This window comes from Streptomyces sp. NPDC037421, from assembly GCF_055602105.1.
In genome coordinates this window covers 34,307-50,789 of the sequence record NZ_JBVJWV010000017.1, presented here as the reverse complement: position 1 = coordinate 50,789, position 16,483 = coordinate 34,307, and the positions used below count along the sequence as shown (strand labels likewise).

General features: G+C 72.6%; 15 protein-coding genes. 5 read left to right on the top strand and 10 right to left on the bottom strand.

All coding sequences use genetic code 11. From position 1 onward, the window contains the following. Positions 1 to 38: 38 nt before the first annotated feature. The gene (locus tag ACZ7IF_RS23535; protein WP_470974469.1) at positions 39 to 2,939 is read right to left on the bottom strand and encodes a UPF0182 family membrane protein; all 2,901 of its coding nucleotides are present in this window, start codon (positions 2,937 to 2,939) and stop codon (positions 39 to 41) included. A gap of 105 nt (positions 2,940 to 3,044) precedes the next feature. Between ACZ7IF_RS23535 and ACZ7IF_RS23530 the strand changes: the two genes are divergently transcribed. Then, positions 3,045 to 3,614, top strand: a complete 570-nt coding sequence (locus tag ACZ7IF_RS23530; RefSeq protein WP_470974466.1) for a PPA1309 family protein — start codon at positions 3,045 to 3,047, stop codon at positions 3,612 to 3,614. Between the two features lie 232 nt (positions 3,615 to 3,846). Here the strand turns inward: ACZ7IF_RS23530 and ACZ7IF_RS23525 are convergent, their stop codons facing one another. The 4 genes from ACZ7IF_RS23525 to ACZ7IF_RS23510 all read right to left on the bottom strand — a co-directional run bounded on the left by ACZ7IF_RS23525 (position 3,847) and on the right by ACZ7IF_RS23510 (position 7,209). After that, positions 3,847 to 4,935 (bottom strand): YlbL family protein, encoded by a 1,089-nt coding sequence (locus ACZ7IF_RS23525; protein WP_470974462.1) that lies wholly within the window; start codon positions 4,933 to 4,935, stop codon positions 3,847 to 3,849. 164 nt (positions 4,936 to 5,099) lie between these two features. Next, positions 5,100 to 5,297, bottom strand: a complete 198-nt coding sequence (locus ACZ7IF_RS23520) for a hypothetical protein (protein WP_470974459.1) — start codon at positions 5,295 to 5,297, stop codon at positions 5,100 to 5,102. Positions 5,298 to 5,447: 150 nt separating this feature from the next. Next, positions 5,448 to 5,909 (bottom strand): molybdenum cofactor biosynthesis protein MoaE, encoded by a 462-nt coding sequence (locus tag ACZ7IF_RS23515; RefSeq protein WP_469111182.1) that lies wholly within the window; start codon positions 5,907 to 5,909, stop codon positions 5,448 to 5,450. A gap of 133 nt (positions 5,910 to 6,042) precedes the next feature. Continuing rightward, positions 6,043 to 7,209 carry an SDR family oxidoreductase gene (locus ACZ7IF_RS23510; protein WP_007266419.1) on the bottom strand — a complete coding sequence of 389 codons (1,167 nt, stop codon included), beginning with the start codon at positions 7,207 to 7,209 and terminating at the stop codon, positions 6,043 to 6,045. 192 nt (positions 7,210 to 7,401) lie between these two features. Here ACZ7IF_RS23510 and ACZ7IF_RS23505 point away from each other — a divergent pair, with 192 nt between their 5' ends. Then, positions 7,402 to 8,793 carry a zinc-dependent metalloprotease gene (locus tag ACZ7IF_RS23505; RefSeq protein WP_470974457.1) on the top strand — a complete coding sequence of 464 codons (1,392 nt, stop codon included), beginning with the start codon at positions 7,402 to 7,404 and terminating at the stop codon, positions 8,791 to 8,793. Then, the gene (locus ACZ7IF_RS23500) at positions 8,790 to 9,332 is read left to right on the top strand and encodes an NUDIX hydrolase (protein ID WP_470974454.1); all 543 of its coding nucleotides are present in this window, start codon (positions 8,790 to 8,792) and stop codon (positions 9,330 to 9,332) included. The genes ACZ7IF_RS23505 and ACZ7IF_RS23500 overlap by 4 nt, the downstream gene beginning before the upstream one ends. Positions 9,333 to 9,406: 74 nt before the next feature. Here ACZ7IF_RS23500 and ACZ7IF_RS23495 read toward each other — a convergent pair whose 3' ends face one another. The 4 genes from ACZ7IF_RS23495 to ACZ7IF_RS23480 all read right to left on the bottom strand — a co-directional run bounded on the left by ACZ7IF_RS23495 (position 9,407) and on the right by ACZ7IF_RS23480 (position 13,267). Further along, positions 9,407 to 10,162 (bottom strand): AIM24 family protein, encoded by a 756-nt coding sequence (locus ACZ7IF_RS23495; RefSeq protein WP_470974451.1) that lies wholly within the window; start codon positions 10,160 to 10,162, stop codon positions 9,407 to 9,409. 17 nt (positions 10,163 to 10,179) lie between these two features. Beyond that, complete coding sequence (locus tag ACZ7IF_RS23490) at positions 10,180 to 10,860, bottom strand: AIM24 family protein (RefSeq protein WP_385767817.1); 681 nt, start codon at positions 10,858 to 10,860, stop codon at positions 10,180 to 10,182. Between the two features lie 29 nt (positions 10,861 to 10,889). Further along, the gene (locus ACZ7IF_RS23485; protein WP_470974449.1) at positions 10,890 to 12,581 is read right to left on the bottom strand and encodes a TerD family protein; all 1,692 of its coding nucleotides are present in this window, start codon (positions 12,579 to 12,581) and stop codon (positions 10,890 to 10,892) included. Between the two features lie 146 nt (positions 12,582 to 12,727). Next, positions 12,728 to 13,267: a M48 metallopeptidase family protein gene (locus tag ACZ7IF_RS23480; protein WP_470974446.1), complete on the bottom strand. Its 540-nt coding sequence runs from the start codon at positions 13,265 to 13,267 to the stop codon at positions 12,728 to 12,730. Positions 13,268 to 13,499: 232 nt separating this feature from the next. On the opposite strand from ACZ7IF_RS23480, the gene ACZ7IF_RS23475 reads away from it, so the two are divergent. Both ACZ7IF_RS23475 and ACZ7IF_RS23470 read left to right on the top strand, forming a co-directional pair. Then, positions 13,500 to 14,627, top strand: coding sequence for a ThiF family adenylyltransferase (locus ACZ7IF_RS23475; protein ID WP_470974444.1), 1,128 nt, complete (start codon positions 13,500 to 13,502; stop codon positions 14,625 to 14,627). Between the two features lie 136 nt (positions 14,628 to 14,763). After that, positions 14,764 to 16,092: an ABC1 kinase family protein gene (locus ACZ7IF_RS23470; RefSeq protein WP_470974442.1), complete on the top strand. Its 1,329-nt coding sequence runs from the start codon at positions 14,764 to 14,766 to the stop codon at positions 16,090 to 16,092. A gap of 12 nt (positions 16,093 to 16,104) precedes the next feature. Here the strand turns inward: ACZ7IF_RS23470 and ACZ7IF_RS23465 are convergent, their stop codons facing one another. Continuing rightward, positions 16,105 to 16,317 carry a hypothetical protein gene (locus ACZ7IF_RS23465; RefSeq protein WP_470974439.1) on the bottom strand — a complete coding sequence of 71 codons (213 nt, stop codon included), beginning with the start codon at positions 16,315 to 16,317 and terminating at the stop codon, positions 16,105 to 16,107. Positions 16,318 to 16,483: the final 166 nt, after the last annotated feature.

Below are 16,483 nucleotides of genomic sequence, written 5' to 3'. Positions count from 1 at the left end.
GACACGGGACGGAGCCATTACGGGGTTCTCCGCACCGCCTAGCCGGCCGGCTTGGGCGCCGTCAGCTTCGCCTCCGCGTCGATCGCCCGCTTCAGCGCCGCCTGCAGGTCGCTCTGCGCCTTGCCGTACGCGGCCCAGTCACCCGCCTTCATCGCCTTGTCGGCCTCCTCCACCGCCTTCTGGGCGTCGGTGAGGGCCGCCTTGACCGTCGGGTCCTGCGCGGTCGGCGGGGTGTTCGGGTTCGTCGGCGTGGTGGGCGGCGTCGGCGTGGTGGGCGTGGTCGGGGCCTCGGCTCCGAAGACCACGCTCAGCGCCTTCTCCAGGGTGTCCTCGAAGGCCGTCTGGCCGCCGTAGGTCACCAGCACCTTGCGCAGCAGCGGGTACTTCAGCCCGGAGCTGCGCACGTACACCGGCTCCACGTAGAGCATTCCGCCGTCCATCGGGACCGCGAGCAGGTTGCCGTACTCGATCTCCGAGTCGCCGCCGCGCAGCAGCCGGATCGACTCGGCGATCTTCGGCTCCGACTGGAACTTGCTCTGGACCTGGCCGGGGCCGTCCGGCGGCTTGCTCGTCGGCATCTTCAGGATTCGGATCTTGCCGTAGTCCGGGGTCCCGGGATCGGCGTTCACCGCCATGAAGGCGCTCAGGTTGGGCCGCTCGTTCGGCGTGAAGGTCGTCGTGAGCGAGAAGACCTGGTCCTTCTCCGGCTGGCCCGGCATCTTCATCGACAGGTAGTACGGCGGGACCGCCGTGCCGGCCTTGGTCGTCGGGTCGTCCGGGACGGCCCAGGCCTCACTGCCGCTGAGGAAGGTCTGCGGGTCCGTGACGTGGTACCGGGTCAGCAGCTCGCGCTGGACCTTGAAGAGGTCCTGCGGGTAGCGCATGTGGTCCATGAGCGGCTTGGAGATCTCGCTCTTGGGCTTCACCGTGCCCGGGAAGGCCTTCATCCAGGTCTTCAGGACCGGGTCCTTGGTGTCCCACTGGTACAGGTCGACCGTGCCGTCGTACGCGTCGACGGTGGCCTTCACCGAGTTGCGGATGTAGTTGACCTGGTTCTCCTGGGCGACCACCGCGCGCTGGCTGTTGGTCAGCGAGTCCGCGGTGCTCCGGCCCAGCGTGGTGCGCGAGGCGTACGGGTAGCCGTTGGTCGTCGTGTAGGCGTCGACGATCCACTTGATCCGGCCCTCGACGACGGCCGGGTACGGGGCCCCGTCGATGGTCAGCCAGGGCGCGACGGCCTCGACGCGGTCCTTGGGCGTGCGGTTGTACAGGATCCGCGAGCCGTCGCCGATGGCGCCGGAGTAGAGGATCTGCGGCTCGCTGAAGGCGAGCGCGTACGCGGCGCGGTTGACCGGGTTGTCCAGGTTGACCCCGGAGTCGCCCTTGTAGCTGGTCTCCTTCTCGCCCTTGTCGTCCGAGTAGTCGAGCTCCTTCTGCGGACCGCCGACGATCGAGTACTGCTTCGTCTGCTCGCCGTAGTAGATGCGCTGCTCGAAGTCCGTGCCGAACATGCCCTTGGAGGGCAGGTCGGACTGCGTGAAGTCGGGGGCGCCGTCCTTGACGCTGGTGCCCTTGGCGGCGACCACGCCGTAGCCGTGCGTGTACTTGAAGTGGTCGTTGATCCAGTTGTTCTTCGGGATGCCGCCGATGTTCAGCTCGCGCAGCCCGATGACCGTGTCCTGGCCGGCGTACCGGTCGACCGCCAGCGTGGACGGGAAGCCGTAGTAGCCCTTGACCTGCTGGAGCTGCTGGAAGGCCGGGGAGACGATGTTCGGGTCGAGCAGGCGCAGGCTGGCGGTGGTGTCGGCCACCGACCGCAGCTTGGTGCGGTCCTCGGTCTGCGGGACGCCCGGGTAGTCCTTGACGTCGGCCCCGTCGATCCCGTAGGCGTCGCGCGTGGCCTTGATGTTCTTCTCGACGTACGGCGATTCCTTGGCCTGCTCGTTCGGCTGGACCTGGAACTTCTGGACGATCGCCGGGTACAGCCCGCCGATCAGGATCGCCGAGAGGACCATCAGGCCGAAGCCGATGACCGGCAGCTGCCAGGTGCGCCGCCACAGGGTGGCGAAGAACAGCACCGCGCAGATCGCCGCGATGGCGACGAGGATCGTCTTCGCCGGCAGGTAGGCGTTGGCGTCGACGTAGCGCAGGCCGGTCCAGTTGTCGGCGGCCTTGAAGTCGCTGGACTTCACGGCGAGGCCGTACCGGTCGAGCCAGTACGCGACGGCCTTGAAGGTGACGAAGAGGCCGAGCAGCACCGACAGGTGCCCGGTCGCCGCGGCGGTGGCCCGGGCACCCGGGCTGGTCACGCGCAGTCCGCCGTACAGGTAGTGCACGACGACGGCGGCGATCACCGAGAGCACGACGGCCGCGAAGCCGAAGCCGAGCAGGAAGCGGTACCAGGGCAGGTCGAAGGTGTAGAACGACACGTCCAGGTGGAACTGGGGGTCCTTGCGCCCGAAGGGCACCCCGTTCACGTACATCAGCCAGGTCTTCCACTGGCCGGCCGCCGAGGCGCCCGCGATCAGACCGACGATCGCCGCGATGGCCAGGAGCAGCCACTTCTTGTACGGGGCGACGCTCATCCGGTAGCGGTCGAGGCTCTGCTGCTCCATCGACATCGCGCTGAGCGGCGGCCGCAGCCGGTACGCCAGCCAGATGTTCAGCCCGACCGCACCGGCCATCAGCAGGCCGAAGACGGCGAAGAGGCCGATCTTGGTCCACAGGGTGGTGGTGAAGACGGAGGAGTACTTGACGGAGCGGAACCAGAGCCAGTCCGTCCAGAACCCGGCGAACATGATGAACGCCATGGCCAGGACGGCAAGGACGCCCAATGTCGTCAGAAGAGTCCGGGCGCGCCGGGAGGGGCGGCCGACTCTCATCCGTGGCCCGGAGGGGCCTCCGCCGCGGTCCGGCATCTGGAAAGCCAAGGTGCGCACCTCGAAAGTCGCTGGGTCTGGTCCTGGGCCCACGATCGTAGGGCCCACCCATGCAACTTACTGAGGCTTTAGTCAGTTCCCGGTATCGGGGGGAAAGGAGGCAGGATGTTGTCCATGTCCAACCTTTCGCCCTCCCCCGGCACCCCGATGGCGGCCAGTCCGCTGACCCGCGCCGTCCTCGAGATCGACGAGTACGCCTCCACCCTCGGCTGGGACAAGCCGGCCCGGCTGTTCGCCCTGGTCGACACGGCCCGGCTGCGCAGGCAGGAGCCCCGGCTCGCCGGGCAGCTCGGCCTGGACCAGGACGACGCCGGCAAGAGCCAGCTCACCCCGATCGAGCAGGACGAGGTGCCGGCCGGGACCGCGCTGGACAAGTTCCTGGGCACCATCGCCTGGCCCGACGCCGTCGTCGGCTGCGCCCTGACGGTGGAGCGGCTGATGCTGCCGCCGTCCGCGGAGGCCGCCGTACCGGCCGGGCTGAACGACAAGCAGCTGACCAAGTGGGTCGCCGCCCACCCCGAGCGGCAGGAGGTGCGCCTCACGGTGGGCGTCCTGCGCGACGGCTCGCGCGAGTCGGCCGTGCGGCTGCGGGAGAAGGACTCCTCCAGCGAGGTGCTGACCGGCGCGAGCCTGGTGCCGGGGCTGGCCGACGCGCTGGCGGCGACCTTCGCCTAGGCCCTGGCCGGGCGATCTTCGCGGGCCCGCGACGTCCGGCACGGCACCTCGCCGCGTTGTCGGAGCGCGCGAGTACGGCCGAGTACGAGCTGCGCTCCTCCGCCTTGCGATGCACCGCGCCAGACCCCGCGGCCTGATCCACGAAGATCGCCCGGACAGGACCCAGGGGTGTCCGGGCGATCAGGGCCGGACACCCCCTAGCGGTTCCGCGGTCGGCGGGGGCGGGGCGCGGTCAGGACGCGGTGCACTTCGGCAGTCCGGCCGTGTCGCCCTTGCCGATCTTCTCCAGTGCCCTGGTGGCGTCGCCGATGGTGGCGACCTTCACCAGGGTCAGGCCCTCGGGCGTGTGCTGGGCCGCCGAGGCGCAGTTCTCGGCCGGGGTCAGGAAGTACTCGGCCCCGGCCTTGCGGGCGCCGATGGTCTTCATCTGGATGCCGCCGATGGGGCCGACCTTGCCCTCGTCGTCGATGGTGCCGGTGCCCGCGATGAACTTGCCGCCCGTGAGGTTCTCGGGGGTGAGCTTGTCGACGATGCCGAGGGCGAACATCAGGCCGGCGCTCGGGCCGCCGACGTCGGCGAGCTTGATGTCGATCGGGAACGGGAAGGTGTGGTCGGTCCCGGCCCGGATGCCGACGATGGCGTGGCCGTCGTCCTCCGCCTTGCCCGCGGTGATGGTGATCTTCGCGCTGCCGGTGGGCTCGCGGTTCGCCTTCTCGGCCTCGGCAGCCTCGGCGGCGGGCACGATGGTGAACTCGACGGGCTCGCCGGGCTTGTGCTTGGTCACGAGCTTGGCGACGTCCCCGGGGACGGTGACCGCGGCGCCGTCCACCGCCTTGATCACGTCCCCGGCGTGCAGCCTGCCCTCGGAGGGGCTGCCCTTGACGACGGTGGAGACGACGACGCGGGCGGTGACCGGGATGCCGAGCTGCTTGAGGGCGGCCACCTTGGCGCTCTCCTGCGACTGGCTGAACTCCTCGGCGTTCTCCTGTGTCGACTGCTTGTCCGTCTTGCCGTTCGGGTAGAGGTTCTCGTGCGGTACGACGATGTTGTCGCCCGCCATCCAGCCGTAGACCGCTTCCAGCAGGTTCATGTCGTAGTCGGCGCCGGTGACGCGGACCGTGGTCATGTTGAGGTGGCCGCTGGTCGGGTACGTCTTGTGCCCCGAGATGTTCAGCACCGGCTCACCGCGCGAGTCGCCCAGCGTGTTCACGGTCGGGCCCGGGCTCATCTCGGAGTACGGGACCTTGATGAAGACGCCCGCGCAGAGCAGCGCGAACAGCACGAGGAAGGAAGCGAGCATCGTCGCGGTGCGGCGTGGCATGGATCGACAGTACGGGACGGCCCGACCGGGCGGCCCGTGGGGCCGGTCCGTACGGGGCCCGCGGGCGCAACTCTCACCGGATTCTCGGCCGGGGCCCGGCGGGCACGTTTCCGAGGGGGTCTGTGGGGGGCCTCTGGGGGGCGGGGAGGGGCTCTCGGGACGCGTCAGACGGCGTCGGAACCGGAGTGCGCCCTTTCGTTCGTCCCGGCCCGGTCGGCCTTGTCCATGGCCTCGCGGAACCTGGCGTAGCCGGCCAGTTCGGATATGTCGCCCTGGGTGCGGTCGCGGGCCGCCCAGCTGCCCCATATCGCCGCCCCGATCGCGGCGAACAGCGGAATCAGCAACCACACCAGTGACGCCATGAACGTGCCTCCCTGCCCCGAAAGTGCGTGTCGTTGGTGGCTTCAACGCTCGTGCCCGGAGGGGGGTTACGCAAATCGGGGGCGTGTTGCGCGGCCGAACGGGGGTGACGCTACCCCCCGCCCGTAGGGACCCCGCGCCCGGCCCCCGCCTCAGCAGGCGCCGACCCACTCCTCGGTGCCGTCGGCGAACGTCTGGTGCTTCCAGATCGGGACCTCGTGCTTGAGGTCGTCGATCAGCATGCGGCAGGCCTCGAAGGCCTCGCCGCGGTGCGGGCAGGAGACGGCGACGATCACGGCCAGGTCGCCCACGGCGAGGTCGCCGACGCGGTGTACGGCGGCCAGGGCGCGGACCGGGTACTTCGCCACGACGCGGTCCGCGACGCGGCGCATCTCGGCCTCCGCCGTCGGGTGGCAGGAGTAGCCGAGCGAGTCGACGTCGGCTCCGCCGTCGTGGTTGCGCACCGTCCCGACGAAGAGGGTGGTGCCTCCGGTGGCGTCGTCGCCGACGGCCTTGAAGACCTCGTCGATGGAGAGCGGGGTCTCACGGATTTCGAGCAGCCGGATGGGGTCCTGCGCGGCCTGCTCGCCGGGGTGGTCGAAGTGCGGTGCCATGTTCCCCATCGTGCCCTAGCCGCCGACCCGGTGGAATAGCCGTTTCGCCCGGGGCGCGGCGCGCCGGTTGGGAGCCTCCTACAGGAGCCGGGCCCCGCCCCGGACCGGCCGGTCCGGGGCCGTGTCCCGCAGGTCAGAGCCCGCGGCGGCGCCGGGCGCGGCGTACGGCGGCGGCCGCGCCGAGCAGGGCGACCGTCGCGCCGGCGGCGCCGGCGGCCGTGGCGGCGTCCTTGCGGCCGAGGCGCCGGCCCGCGACGGTGTGCCGGCCCGCGACCTCCTGGAGCAGCTCGGCCAGCACCTCTTCGTTGGTCCAGCGGGGCCGCCAGCCCGCCGCGTGCAGCCCGCTGACGCTGACCACCCACGGGTGCATGGTGTACGCGAGGTCCCCGGCCGGGGACGGCGTCAGGCCGATCCGGTGGAGCCGGGCCGCGGCGCCGAGCGCGACGGCGGAGGGCAGCTCCATGCGGCGGATCCCGCTGAGCTCCTCGACCTCCTCCTGCTCCAGCCAGCCCTCGCAGCCGACGGCGAGCTCGCCCTCGGCCTTCTCCAGGGCGGCGTACTCCAGGGCGCTGACCAGGTCCTCGACGTGGCAGAACTGCCAGGTGGGCCGGGACCCGGCGACGACGAGCAGGCGCGGGGACTCGAAGTACCGGGTCAGGGCGGTGTCCGTGCCGCCGACCAGGACCGCGGGGCGGACGACGGTCACGTTCAGGCCGGGGTGGGCGCGGGGGGCGCGGCGGCCCAGGCGCTCGATCTCCAGCAGGTCGCCGACGCCGGTGGCCTCGGCGGTGGCGCGCAGCTCGGAGTCCTCCGAGAGCGGGATGTCGTTGTCCGGCAGGGCCCCGTAGACCATCGCCGAGGTGCACAGCACGACCCGGTGCACACCGGCCGCGGCGGCGGCGGTCAGCACGGTCTGGGTGCCGCGGACGTTGTAGGCGGTACGGGCCGCCGGGTCCGTCTCCAGGTCGAGGTCCAGCGCGAGGTGGACGACGACGTCCGCGCCGCGCAGCTTCTCGGCGATCGCGGGGTCCCGTACGTCCAGGACGTGCCACTGGGCGGCGGCGCAGTCCCCGCGCCGCTCGTCGATGGCCACGACCTGCTTGACCTCGTCGGATTCGACGAGGCGGCTCACCAGGGCGGCGCCGACCCCCGAGGCTGCTCCGGTCACCGCGATCACGGGGCTGGGGCGGCGCGGACCGGCCTGGTTTCGCGGCTGGCGAACGCCGGGGGCGCTGTCGTCGTGCTCGGGGCGGTTTTCGGCGTCGTGCGGCGCGCGAGCCTGCGGATCTGGGGAACTCACCGGGCGTCTCCAGCGGTTGTCTTCAGTGAGGACGCGCTGTGACGCGTACCCACCAGGTGATGTCCATCCTGCCGCAGCCCAGGACCCGGCGGAGCACCGAGCCCGGAAGCGGGAGTGGTGTCTACGCTGGGTGGTGTTGTCGGACCATCGCCCGTCGGCTCCCGCCGGCGGCCCTACGAGCCGAGGAAACCCGTGAGCGACACCCCATTCGGATTCGGCCTTCCGCCGGAGGAGCCGGAGGACGGCGACAAAGGCAAGAAGGGCGGCCAGGGAGGTCCCGGCAATCCGTTCGGGTTCGGCCCGGGCGGCCTTCCCGGCGGCTTCCCCGGCGGTGCGGAGAATCCGTTCGCCGCGATGTTCGGCTCGATGAACCCGAACGACCTCGGCGCCGCCTTCCAGCAGCTCGGCCAGATGCTGAGCTACGAGGGCGGTCCCGTGAACTGGGACATGGCCAAGGACATCGCCCGCCAGACCGTCGCGCAGGGCACCGCGGACGGGGTCAAGGACGCGAGCGTCGGCGTCGCGGAGAAGTCGGCCGTCGAGGAGGCCGTGCGCCTGGCCGACCTGTGGCTCGACGGCGCGACCTCCCTGCCGTCGGGTGCCAACGCGGCCGTCGCGTGGAGCCGCGCCGAGTGGGTCGAGGCGACCCTCCCGGTGTGGAAGGAGCTCGTGGACCCGGTCGCCGAGCGCGTCGGCGCGGCCATGGGCAGCGTGCTGCCCGAGGAGATGCAGGCCATGGCGGGCCCGCTGCTCGGGATGATGCGCTCCATGGGCGGGGCCATGTTCGGCCAGCAGATCGGCCAGGCCGTGGGCACGCTCGCGGGCGAGGTCGTCGGCTCGACGGACATCGGTCTGCCGCTGGGCCCGGCGGGGCGGGCGGCGCTGCTGCCGCTGAACATCGAGGCCTTCGGCAAGGACCTGGGCGTCCCCTCGGACGAGGTGCGGCTGTACCTGGCGCTGCGCGAGGCGGCGCACGCCCGGCTGTTCGCGCACGTGCCGTGGCTGCGCTCGCACCTGTTCGGTGCGGTCGAGGGCTACGCGCGGGGCATCAAGGTGGACACCTCGAAGCTGGAGGACGTGGTCGGCCAGCTCGACCCGTCGAACCCGGAGCAGCTCCAGGAGGCGCTCCAGGGCGGCATGTTCCAGCCGCAGGACACCCCGGAGCAGAAGGCCGCCCTGGCCCGCCTGGAGACGGCGCTCGCGCTGGTCGAGGGCTGGGTCGACGCGGTCGTGCACGCGGCGGCGAAGCCCCGCCTGACCTCGGCGGACGCCATGCGCGAGACCATGCGCCGGCGGCGTGCCTCGGGCGGCCCGGCGGAGCAGACCTTCGCGACGCTGATCGGCCTGGAGCTGCGTCCGCGGCGGCTGCGGGACGCCTCGCGCCTGTGGGCCTCGCTCACCGACGCGCGCGGCGTGGACGGCCGCGACGGGCTGTGGGAGCACCCGGACATGCTGCCGACGGCTTCCGACCTGGACGACCCGGACGGGTTCGTGCACCGCGAGCAGCTGGACTTCTCCGAGATCGACAAGATGCTCGGCGAGGCCGCCCAGCAGCGTGACGAAGAGGGCGACGACAAGAAGTGAGCCTGTACGAGGACGCCGTCCGGGTCCTGAAGGAGTACGAGGGCCCGGACGCCCAGCAGAACGACCTGCGCGGGGTCTACCTGGACCACCTGGCCGCCCACCCGGACGGGATGTACAAGCCCTGCACGGCCGGGCACGTCACGGGCAGCGCGCTGGTGATCGACCCGGTCGGCGGCCGGGTGCTGCTGACCCTGCACAAGAAGCTCGGCCTCTGGCTCCAGATGGGCGGGCACTGCGAGCCCGGGGACACCACCCTCGCCGGGGCCGCGATGCGCGAGGCCGTCGAGGAGTCGGGCATCGCCTCGGGCCTGACCCTGGTGGAGGGCGGGCCGGTGCGCCTGGACCGGCACCCGATCCCGGCGCCGTGCAACTGGCACCTGGACGTGCAGTACGCGGTGCTGGCGCCGGCCGGCGCGGAGGCGGAGATCAGCGACGAGTCGCTGGACCTGCGCTGGTTCCCGTACGCGGAGGTGGCGGAGGTCGCCGACACCTCGGTGGTGAGGCTGCTGGAGGCCGCCCGGGCGCGGCTGGGCGCGTGACGCGCTGAGGACGTGACGTATCGGGGAAGGGGCGGACCCGTGCGGGTCCGCCCCTTCCCCGTGTGCCGGTCCGGTCAGTTCCAGGCGTTGTTCTGGTTCTGGGCGTGCGCGCCGTGCTGGCCCACGCCGTACTGGGCGGCGACGCCCTGGCCGAGCTGGGCGTTCTGCGGCGGCAGCACCTCGCTGGGCTGCACCAGGGCGAAGCCGGTGCCGAGGAAGCTGAGCTCCCAGCCCTCGCCGGTGTTGCCGCGGCGCCGCCACACGCCGGTGGAGTGCGTCTGGGCCTGCATCTGCACGCGCAGCGAGGTGGACCAGGCGACGATGGCGTCGGCGTCGGCGTTGACGTACTTGTCGGGGGTGACCTGCATCATCAGCGGCTGGCCGGAGGTCATGAGGGCGACCTTGCCGCGGCCGGAGATGTTGAGCTGGTACTTGCCGGAGCCGGAGATCCCGTACTGGCTGTCGACGGCGATGACCTCGGAGTGCAGGGTGGAGTCCATGGCGAGGACGTAGCCGCTGTCGACGGTGAGGCCGTCGTGGTCCACGTCGACGACGTGGACGTACTGGGCGAGGTTGGCGAAGTAGACGGTGCCCTGGCCGGAGCAGCGCATCAGGTCCAGGCCCTCGCCGGTGCGCTGGCGTGCGCCCCGCTGGTTGGCGCTCTGGTACTCGCCGTCGAAGTCGACGATGCCCTGATAGGCGACCATCGAGCCCTTGCGGGCGAGGATGTCGTCGGAGCCGGTCAGGGTGACCCTCAGGAGCTGGGGGTTCTGGACGGTGTAGCGGTCCTGGGACTGCTGCTCGGCGTGGCCGAAAAGTGAGCTCTGCATGATGTGTCCGCTCCCCCTCAGCCCCGGGTCCGGAGCCGGTCGGTGCTGTCCTCGCTGGGCTGTACGACGACGATGCCCTGACCGGAGAAGGCCATCTGGTAGGCCTCCCCGCTGCCCCGGCCGATCATCGACGAGGCCTTGAAGCTGCGCTTCCCTTTGACCTTGAGGTTCGGGGACCAGGCGACGAGCGCGTCCGGGTCGACGTACGTCTCGTCCTCGCCGCGGCCGCAGTCGACGACGATCGGGGTGCCGCGGGAGGTGATGGCGACCCAGCCGGTGCCGGCGACCTGGACGTTGAACAGGCCCTGGCCGGCGAACTTGGCCATGCCCTTGACCCGCTCGACGCCCCACTGGAGGTGGGCGTCGAAGGCGAGGAGGTTGGTGCCGTTGACGGAGAGGGCGTCGTTGTTGAGGTTGATGCAGACGACGTCCGCGCCGTAGTCGGCCAGGTAGAGGAGGCCGTCGCCGGTGCACTTCATCAGGGGGGCGCCTTCGCCGGTCAGCCACTGGGAGGCCATCTGGCGGACGGCGGGCGGGTTGGGCTCGTACTGGACGAAGCCCTCGTAGGCGACCATCGAGCCGGTGCGGGCGAAGAGGTCCTGGCCGCTCTGCATGGCGACCTTGAGCATGGCGCGGCCGTGGTTCTCCATGCGGGCCGTGACGGGCGTCGGGGCGTAGCCCGCGAGCTGCTGGTTCATTGCGTTCATGGCGTTCATGTGGGGCTCCCTCAGACCTCGTACGGCTGGACGACGATGAAGTTGCCGGGGGCTCCGCGGAACTGGAGGTTCACGGTCTCCCCGCTGTGGCCCGGGTAGGCGTTGCGGCGCAGCCGGACCTGGCTGGAAATGATCACCTGTGAGGCGGCCGACCAGGCGACGATGGCGTTGCTGTCGGCGAAGGTGGTGGGGGTGACCGGCAGGACGACGGGCACGCCGTGCGTCTTGACGATGACCGTGCCGGAGCCCTGGAACAGCATCGTGAACAGGGCGCCGCCGGGGATGCCGTGGCCCTCGATGCGGCGGACCTCGTGCTGGAGGGATTCGTCGAAGGCGAGGACGCTCTCGGCGGAGACGCAGATGCCGTCGCCCTGGAGCTCGATGGCGTGCAGGTGGGCGCCGTTCTCGGCGAGGAAGACCTGGCCGCGGCCGGTGCAGCGCATCAGCTGCATCTCCTGGCCGGTGGCGTTGCCGACGATGCGGCCGGCGAAGCCCGCGCCCTTGTAGCTGAAGTCGACCTTGCCCTGATAGAGGACCATGCTGCCCTGGCGGGCGAGGACGGCCTGGCCGCCCATGGCGAGGTCGACCCGCATGAGCTGCTGGTTCTGCGGGGTCCAGCGGGCGCCGGTGGGGGCCTCCTTGTACGGCTGGAGGGCGGCGGCGAGGCCGGCTCCGGGCGCGGCGGCCTGCGGGGCCTGGCCGTAGGGGGCCGGGGGCTGCTGGCCGTACGGGGGCTGCTGCCCGTAGGGGGCCTGCGGGGCGGGCGGCTGCTGGCCGGGGACCTGGCCGTACGAGGGCTGCGGCGGCTGGCCGTAGGGCGCGGGGGCCGGGGCCGGCGGCGGGACCTGGGCGCCGTAGGAGTGCTGCGGCTGCTGGCCGTACGAGGGCGGGCCGGGCTGCTGCGGCGGGTGGGGCGGCTGGCCGTAGGGGGCCGCGGGTGCGGGCGCGCCGAGCGGGGCGACCATGGTCGGGGCCGAGTGCACGGGCGCGGGCGCCGGGGGCTGCTGGGCCGGGGGCTGCTGCTGCGGCGGGGCGTACGGCGCGGGGGCGGGCGGCTGCTGCTGGACCGGGGCGCCGAAGGACGGGGCCGGGGCGGCGGCCTGCGGGGGCGGGGCGAACCCGGGGGCGTCGGCCTGCGGGGGCGCCGGGGCCTGCGGTTCGGGCTGCGGCTCGTCCTCGGCGACCTCGCCGCCGAAGTGCTCCAGCAGCGCGGCGAGTCCGCCGTCGAAGCCCTGGCCGACGGCGGCGAAGCGCCACACGTCCTTGCGGTAGAAGTCGCCGATCATCAGGGCGCGTTCGGTGCTGAACTCGGAGCCGGTGAAGGAGTACCGGACGACTTCCTCGCCGCCGGCCACGATCCGGATGTAGCCGGGGCCGATCTGCGACATCTGGCCGGCACCGTCGAGGGTGGCGCTGAAGGACAGCTTGTGGATGGCCGCGGGCACGTGGTCGAGGGTCACCCGGAAGGACTCGGTGTCCCCGGCCTGCGGGCCGAGCTGCTGGATCGACTCCTCGGGCGACTTCGGCTGGTTGTAGAAGACGAAGTAGCGGTCGTCCGACAGCCGCTCGTCGGCGTCGAGGCCGAAGCAGCTGATGTCGAAGGTGAGCCCGGGCCCCGCGATCTGGACGCCCACGTACAGATCGGTGCCCGCCGTCAGATCACTGATCTTGGCCTTGTGGCCGCGTTGGAATTCCCTGGCCATGTGTCCGACCGTCCCCCATCCCGACTTCGACTGCTCGATATGTGCCGCTCAGGCTAACGGCTCCTGCCGACATCCGGCCAAGCCGGTGCCGACCCTGTTGCGACCCGCTTCCGACCCGGTGCGCGTCCGCGTTCCGTGACGGAAGGTCACTCGCCGCGGGCGGCCGGAACCCGGGGCATGCGCTCCGCCGCGGCCACTCCTTCGAGGAATCCGCGGGCCCGCTCGGTCTTCGGGTAGGCCTCCAGCAGCTCCCAGAAGCGGGGGCCGTGGCCGGGCACCAGGAGGTGCGCCAGCTCGTGCAGCAGCACGTAGTCGACGACGTACTCCGGCATTCCCTGGATGCGGTGGGACAGCCGGATGCTGCCCTCCGCGGGGGTGCAGGAGCCCCAGCGGGTGTTCTGGTTGGTGACCCAGCGGACCGAGAGCGGACGCGCCCGGCCGCTGAAGTACTGCTCGGACAGACGCTCGGCGCGCGCGATCAGTTCCGCGTCGCCGAGGGTGCGCTTGCTCTCCTGGGCGGCGAGCTTGTCCAGCATGACGCCCACCCAGCGCCGCTCCTCGGCCTCGGACATCCGGGCGGGGATCAGGACGACCGTCCGCTCGCCCTCGCGGTAGGCGGACACGGTCCTGCGGCGGCGCGCGCTCCGGCGTACTTCGACGGCGCGCTGTGGCGGGTCGGCTGGCACGCCTCGACGGTACCCGGTCGCCGTGGCGGAAGTCCCGCGCGTCCGGGGTTCGAGCATGATCGGTTCGCCGGGGAGCCGCAAACACTCCCATTCCTCATCTCATATGCCCAATACCCCTTGCCTGTGGACGAATTTCCGCACCCGGTCCGGCGGCCGGGCATGGTGGCGAAGACGCGGGAACAGGGATCCGCGTACGTGGGGAACGGGAATTCGGCGAGACGGGGAGGCCGTGATGTATCCGAAGGTGAAGCCGGCGCTGGCGCGGGCGTGGCGGGACCTGCAGACGGTCCAGTTCGGGGTGACGCCCGCCCATGCGGTGGTGCTCGGACCGCTGGACACGGCGACGGGGTCCCTCATCGACCGGATCGACGGGACGCGGGGCATGGAGCTGCTGCGGGCCGAGGGTGCCGGGATGGGCCTGCCGGAGGGGCAGGTGGACGGGCTGGTCCGGCACCTCGCCGGGGCCGGGCTGCTGGACGACCTCACCGCCGGGGGGCCGCGGGCGCAGGCCGTGCGACGCAGGCCGGAGGTGCTGGAGCGGCTCGGGCCCGACCTGGGCTCGCTCTCGCTGGTGCACCGGGAGCCGGGCGGTGACCTGCGGGGCGTCGCGGCGCGCAGGGCGTTACGGGTCCAGGTGCGCGGGAGCGGCCGGGTGGGGGCGGTGATCGCCGCCGTGCTGGCGGGGGCCGGGGTGGGCCGGGTCGATGTGCTCGACGGGGGCCGGGTGGAGGCGGCCGACGTGGCTCCGGGCGGGCTGGATCCGGGGAGCGTGGGCCGGCCGCGGGCGGAGGCGGCGGGGGCTCTGGTGCGGGAGGCGGCGCCGGGGCGTGCTCCGGGTACGGGCGATCCCGGGGGGCCGGGGCCGGAGCCGGCCCTGGTGGTCCTCGCGCCCCGGGACGGCCTCCAGGCGTGGGCCCCCGATCCGGCGACGGCCGCCGACTGGGTGGCGACGGGCACCCCGCACCTGTACGCGGGGGTGCTGGAGGGGACGGGGCTGGTCGGGCCCCTGGTGCTGCCCGGGTCCACGGCCTGCGCGGGGTGCATGGAGCGCGACCGCGTCGACCGGGATCCGGCCTGGCCCCGGATGCTGGTCCAGTGGCGCTCGGCGCACCGCCGGCGCGGGACGGGGGCCTGCGACCTGGGGCTGTCCACTGCCGTGGCCGGCCTCGCCGCGGCGCACGCCCTGGCCTTCCTCGACGGGCAGCTGCCCGCTTCGACGGCCGCCCGGTGGGAGGCCGCCCTGCCCGGGCTGCACTGGCAGCACACCGCGCTGCGCCCGCATCCGGACTGCCCCTGCGCGGCCGCGGACCCGGGGGCGGCCGCGGACCCGGCGGCGGGCTCCGGGGCGGTGCGGTCGTGAGCGGCCGGACTACCGCCGGAGCCGGGGCGGGTGCCCCGGTCCGGGGGCCCGGGGGGCCATGGCAGGATGCGACGGGGGCCGAGCCGCGCCCCGAACCGCCGCTCGCGGCACAGCAGTCCGGAAACTGGAGGGGCTCATGTCCGATCTTCCCCGGAAGGCGGTCACGCGCACCGTCAAGCTGGCCGCGCTCCCACTCGGGATCGCGGGCCGGGCCACTTGGGGGCTGGGCAAGCGGATCGGCGGCAAGTCGGCCGAGATCGTGGCCCGCGAGCTCCAGCAGCGCACCGCCGAGCAGCTGTTCCGCACGCTCGGGGAGCTGAAGGGCGGGGCGATGAAGGTCGGGCAGGCCCTTTCGGTGTTCGAGTCGGCGCTTCCCGAGGAGGTCGCCGGCCCCTACCGGGCGGCGCTGACGAAGCTTCAGGAGGCGGCCCCGCCGCTGCCGGCGGCGCGGGTGCACGAGGTGCTGGCGGAGCGGCTCGGCGAGGACTGGCGGGAGCTGTTCGAGGAGTTCGAGGACAAGCCGGCCGCGGCCGCCTCGATCGGGCAGGTGCACCGGGCGGTGTGGCACGACGGGCGGCAGGTGGCGGTCAAGGTCCAGTACCCGGGGGCCGGGGAGGCGCTGCTGTCGGACCTCAAGCAGCTGGGCCGGTTCGCGGGCCTGCTGGGGCCGCTGGTGCCGGGCATGGACCTCAAGCCGCTGATCACCGAGTTGCGCGACCGGGTCGCGGAGGAGCTGGACTACGAGCTGGAGGCCGAGGCCCAGCGCACCCACGCCGACGCCTTCGACGCCGACGACGACGTGGTCGTCCCGGACGTCGTGTACCAGGGTGACCAGGTGCTGGTGACCGAGTGGCTGGAGGGCACCCCGCTCTCCGAGGTGATCGCCGACGGGACGCGGGAGGAGCGCGACCGCGCCGGACAGCTGCTGGCCCGGTTCCTCTTCTCCGGGCCCGCGCGCACCGGGCTGCTGCACGCCGATCCGCACCCGGGCAACTTCCGGCTCATGGCGGGGGCGGACGGCCGGATGCGGCTGGGCGTCCTGGACTTCGGCACGGTGGACCGGCTGCCGGGCGGCTGGCCCAAGCCCATCGGCCGCTCGCTGCGGATGACCCTGGACGGGGACGCCGAGGGGGTCTACGGGCACCTGTGCGCCGAGGGGTTCGTCAAGGAGAGCATCGAACTCGACCCGGACGCGGTGCTGGACTACCTCAAGCCCATCATCGAGCCCGCCGAGGCCGACGAGTTCACCTTCACCCGGCCGTGGCTGCGCGGACAGGCGGCGCGGATCGCCGATCCCCGCTCCCCCGCCCACCAGTTGGGACGGCAGATCAACCTGCCGCCGTCCTACCTGCTGATCCACCGGGTGACGCTGAGCACCATCGGCGTGCTGTGCCAGCTGGGCGCGACGGTGCGGCTGCGCGACGAACTGGAGTCCTGGCTGCCGGGGTTCCTGCCCGAGGACTGACCCGGGCGGGCGTCACCACCAGGAGGAGTCGAGCCGGCCTTCGATCGCCCGGAGGTTGGCGCGCGCGCAGTCGACGCAGAAGTACTGTCTGGTCCCGTTCTCCACCGAACACGTCCAGGTGGGCGGCGGCGGGGCGCCTTCCGGGGAGCGGGCACCGCAGCGCGCGCAGACGACCGGCTGGGCCTCGGGCCCCGGCGGGGTGGGTTGGGGGGTCGGCTGGTCCACCACCAGACGATATCCCCGACGGCCCGTGCGGGGCCCCGCAACGCACCGGGGGGGGGGGGGGGGGGGGGGGGGGGCCCCCGGGGGGGGGGGGGGGGGGGGGGGGGATGACAGAAAGGCAGAAGGGGGGGGGGACAAACAAGAGAGCTGGGGGAAAACCCAACACTAG

What these genes read in the sequence shown, in the direction of transcription:
- ACZ7IF_RS23530 (WP_470974466.1), top strand. Translation starts at nt 3,045, where the DNA reads ATGTTGTCCATGTCCAACCTTTCGCCCTCCCCCGGCACCCCGATGGCG.
- ACZ7IF_RS23525 (WP_470974462.1), bottom strand. Translation starts at nt 4,935, where the DNA reads ATGCCACGCCGCACCGCGACGATGCTCGCTTCCTTCCTCGTGCTGTTC.
- ACZ7IF_RS23520 (WP_470974459.1), bottom strand. Translation starts at nt 5,297, where the DNA reads ATGGCGTCACTGGTGTGGTTGCTGATTCCGCTGTTCGCCGCGATCGGG.
- ACZ7IF_RS23515 (WP_469111182.1), bottom strand. Translation starts at nt 5,909, where the DNA reads ATGGCACCGCACTTCGACCACCCCGGCGAGCAGGCCGCGCAGGACCCC.
- ACZ7IF_RS23495 (WP_470974451.1), bottom strand. Translation starts at nt 10,162, where the DNA reads ATGCAGAGCTCACTTTTCGGCCACGCCGAGCAGCAGTCCCAGGACCGC.
- ACZ7IF_RS23490 (WP_385767817.1), bottom strand. Translation starts at nt 10,860, where the DNA reads ATGAACCAGCAGCTCGCGGGCTACGCCCCGACGCCCGTCACGGCCCGC.
- ACZ7IF_RS23485 (WP_470974449.1), bottom strand. Translation starts at nt 12,581, where the DNA reads ATGGCCAGGGAATTCCAACGCGGCCACAAGGCCAAGATCAGTGATCTG.
- ACZ7IF_RS23475 (WP_470974444.1), top strand. Translation starts at nt 13,500, where the DNA reads ATGTATCCGAAGGTGAAGCCGGCGCTGGCGCGGGCGTGGCGGGACCTG.
- ACZ7IF_RS23470 (WP_470974442.1), top strand. Translation starts at nt 14,764, where the DNA reads ATGTCCGATCTTCCCCGGAAGGCGGTCACGCGCACCGTCAAGCTGGCC.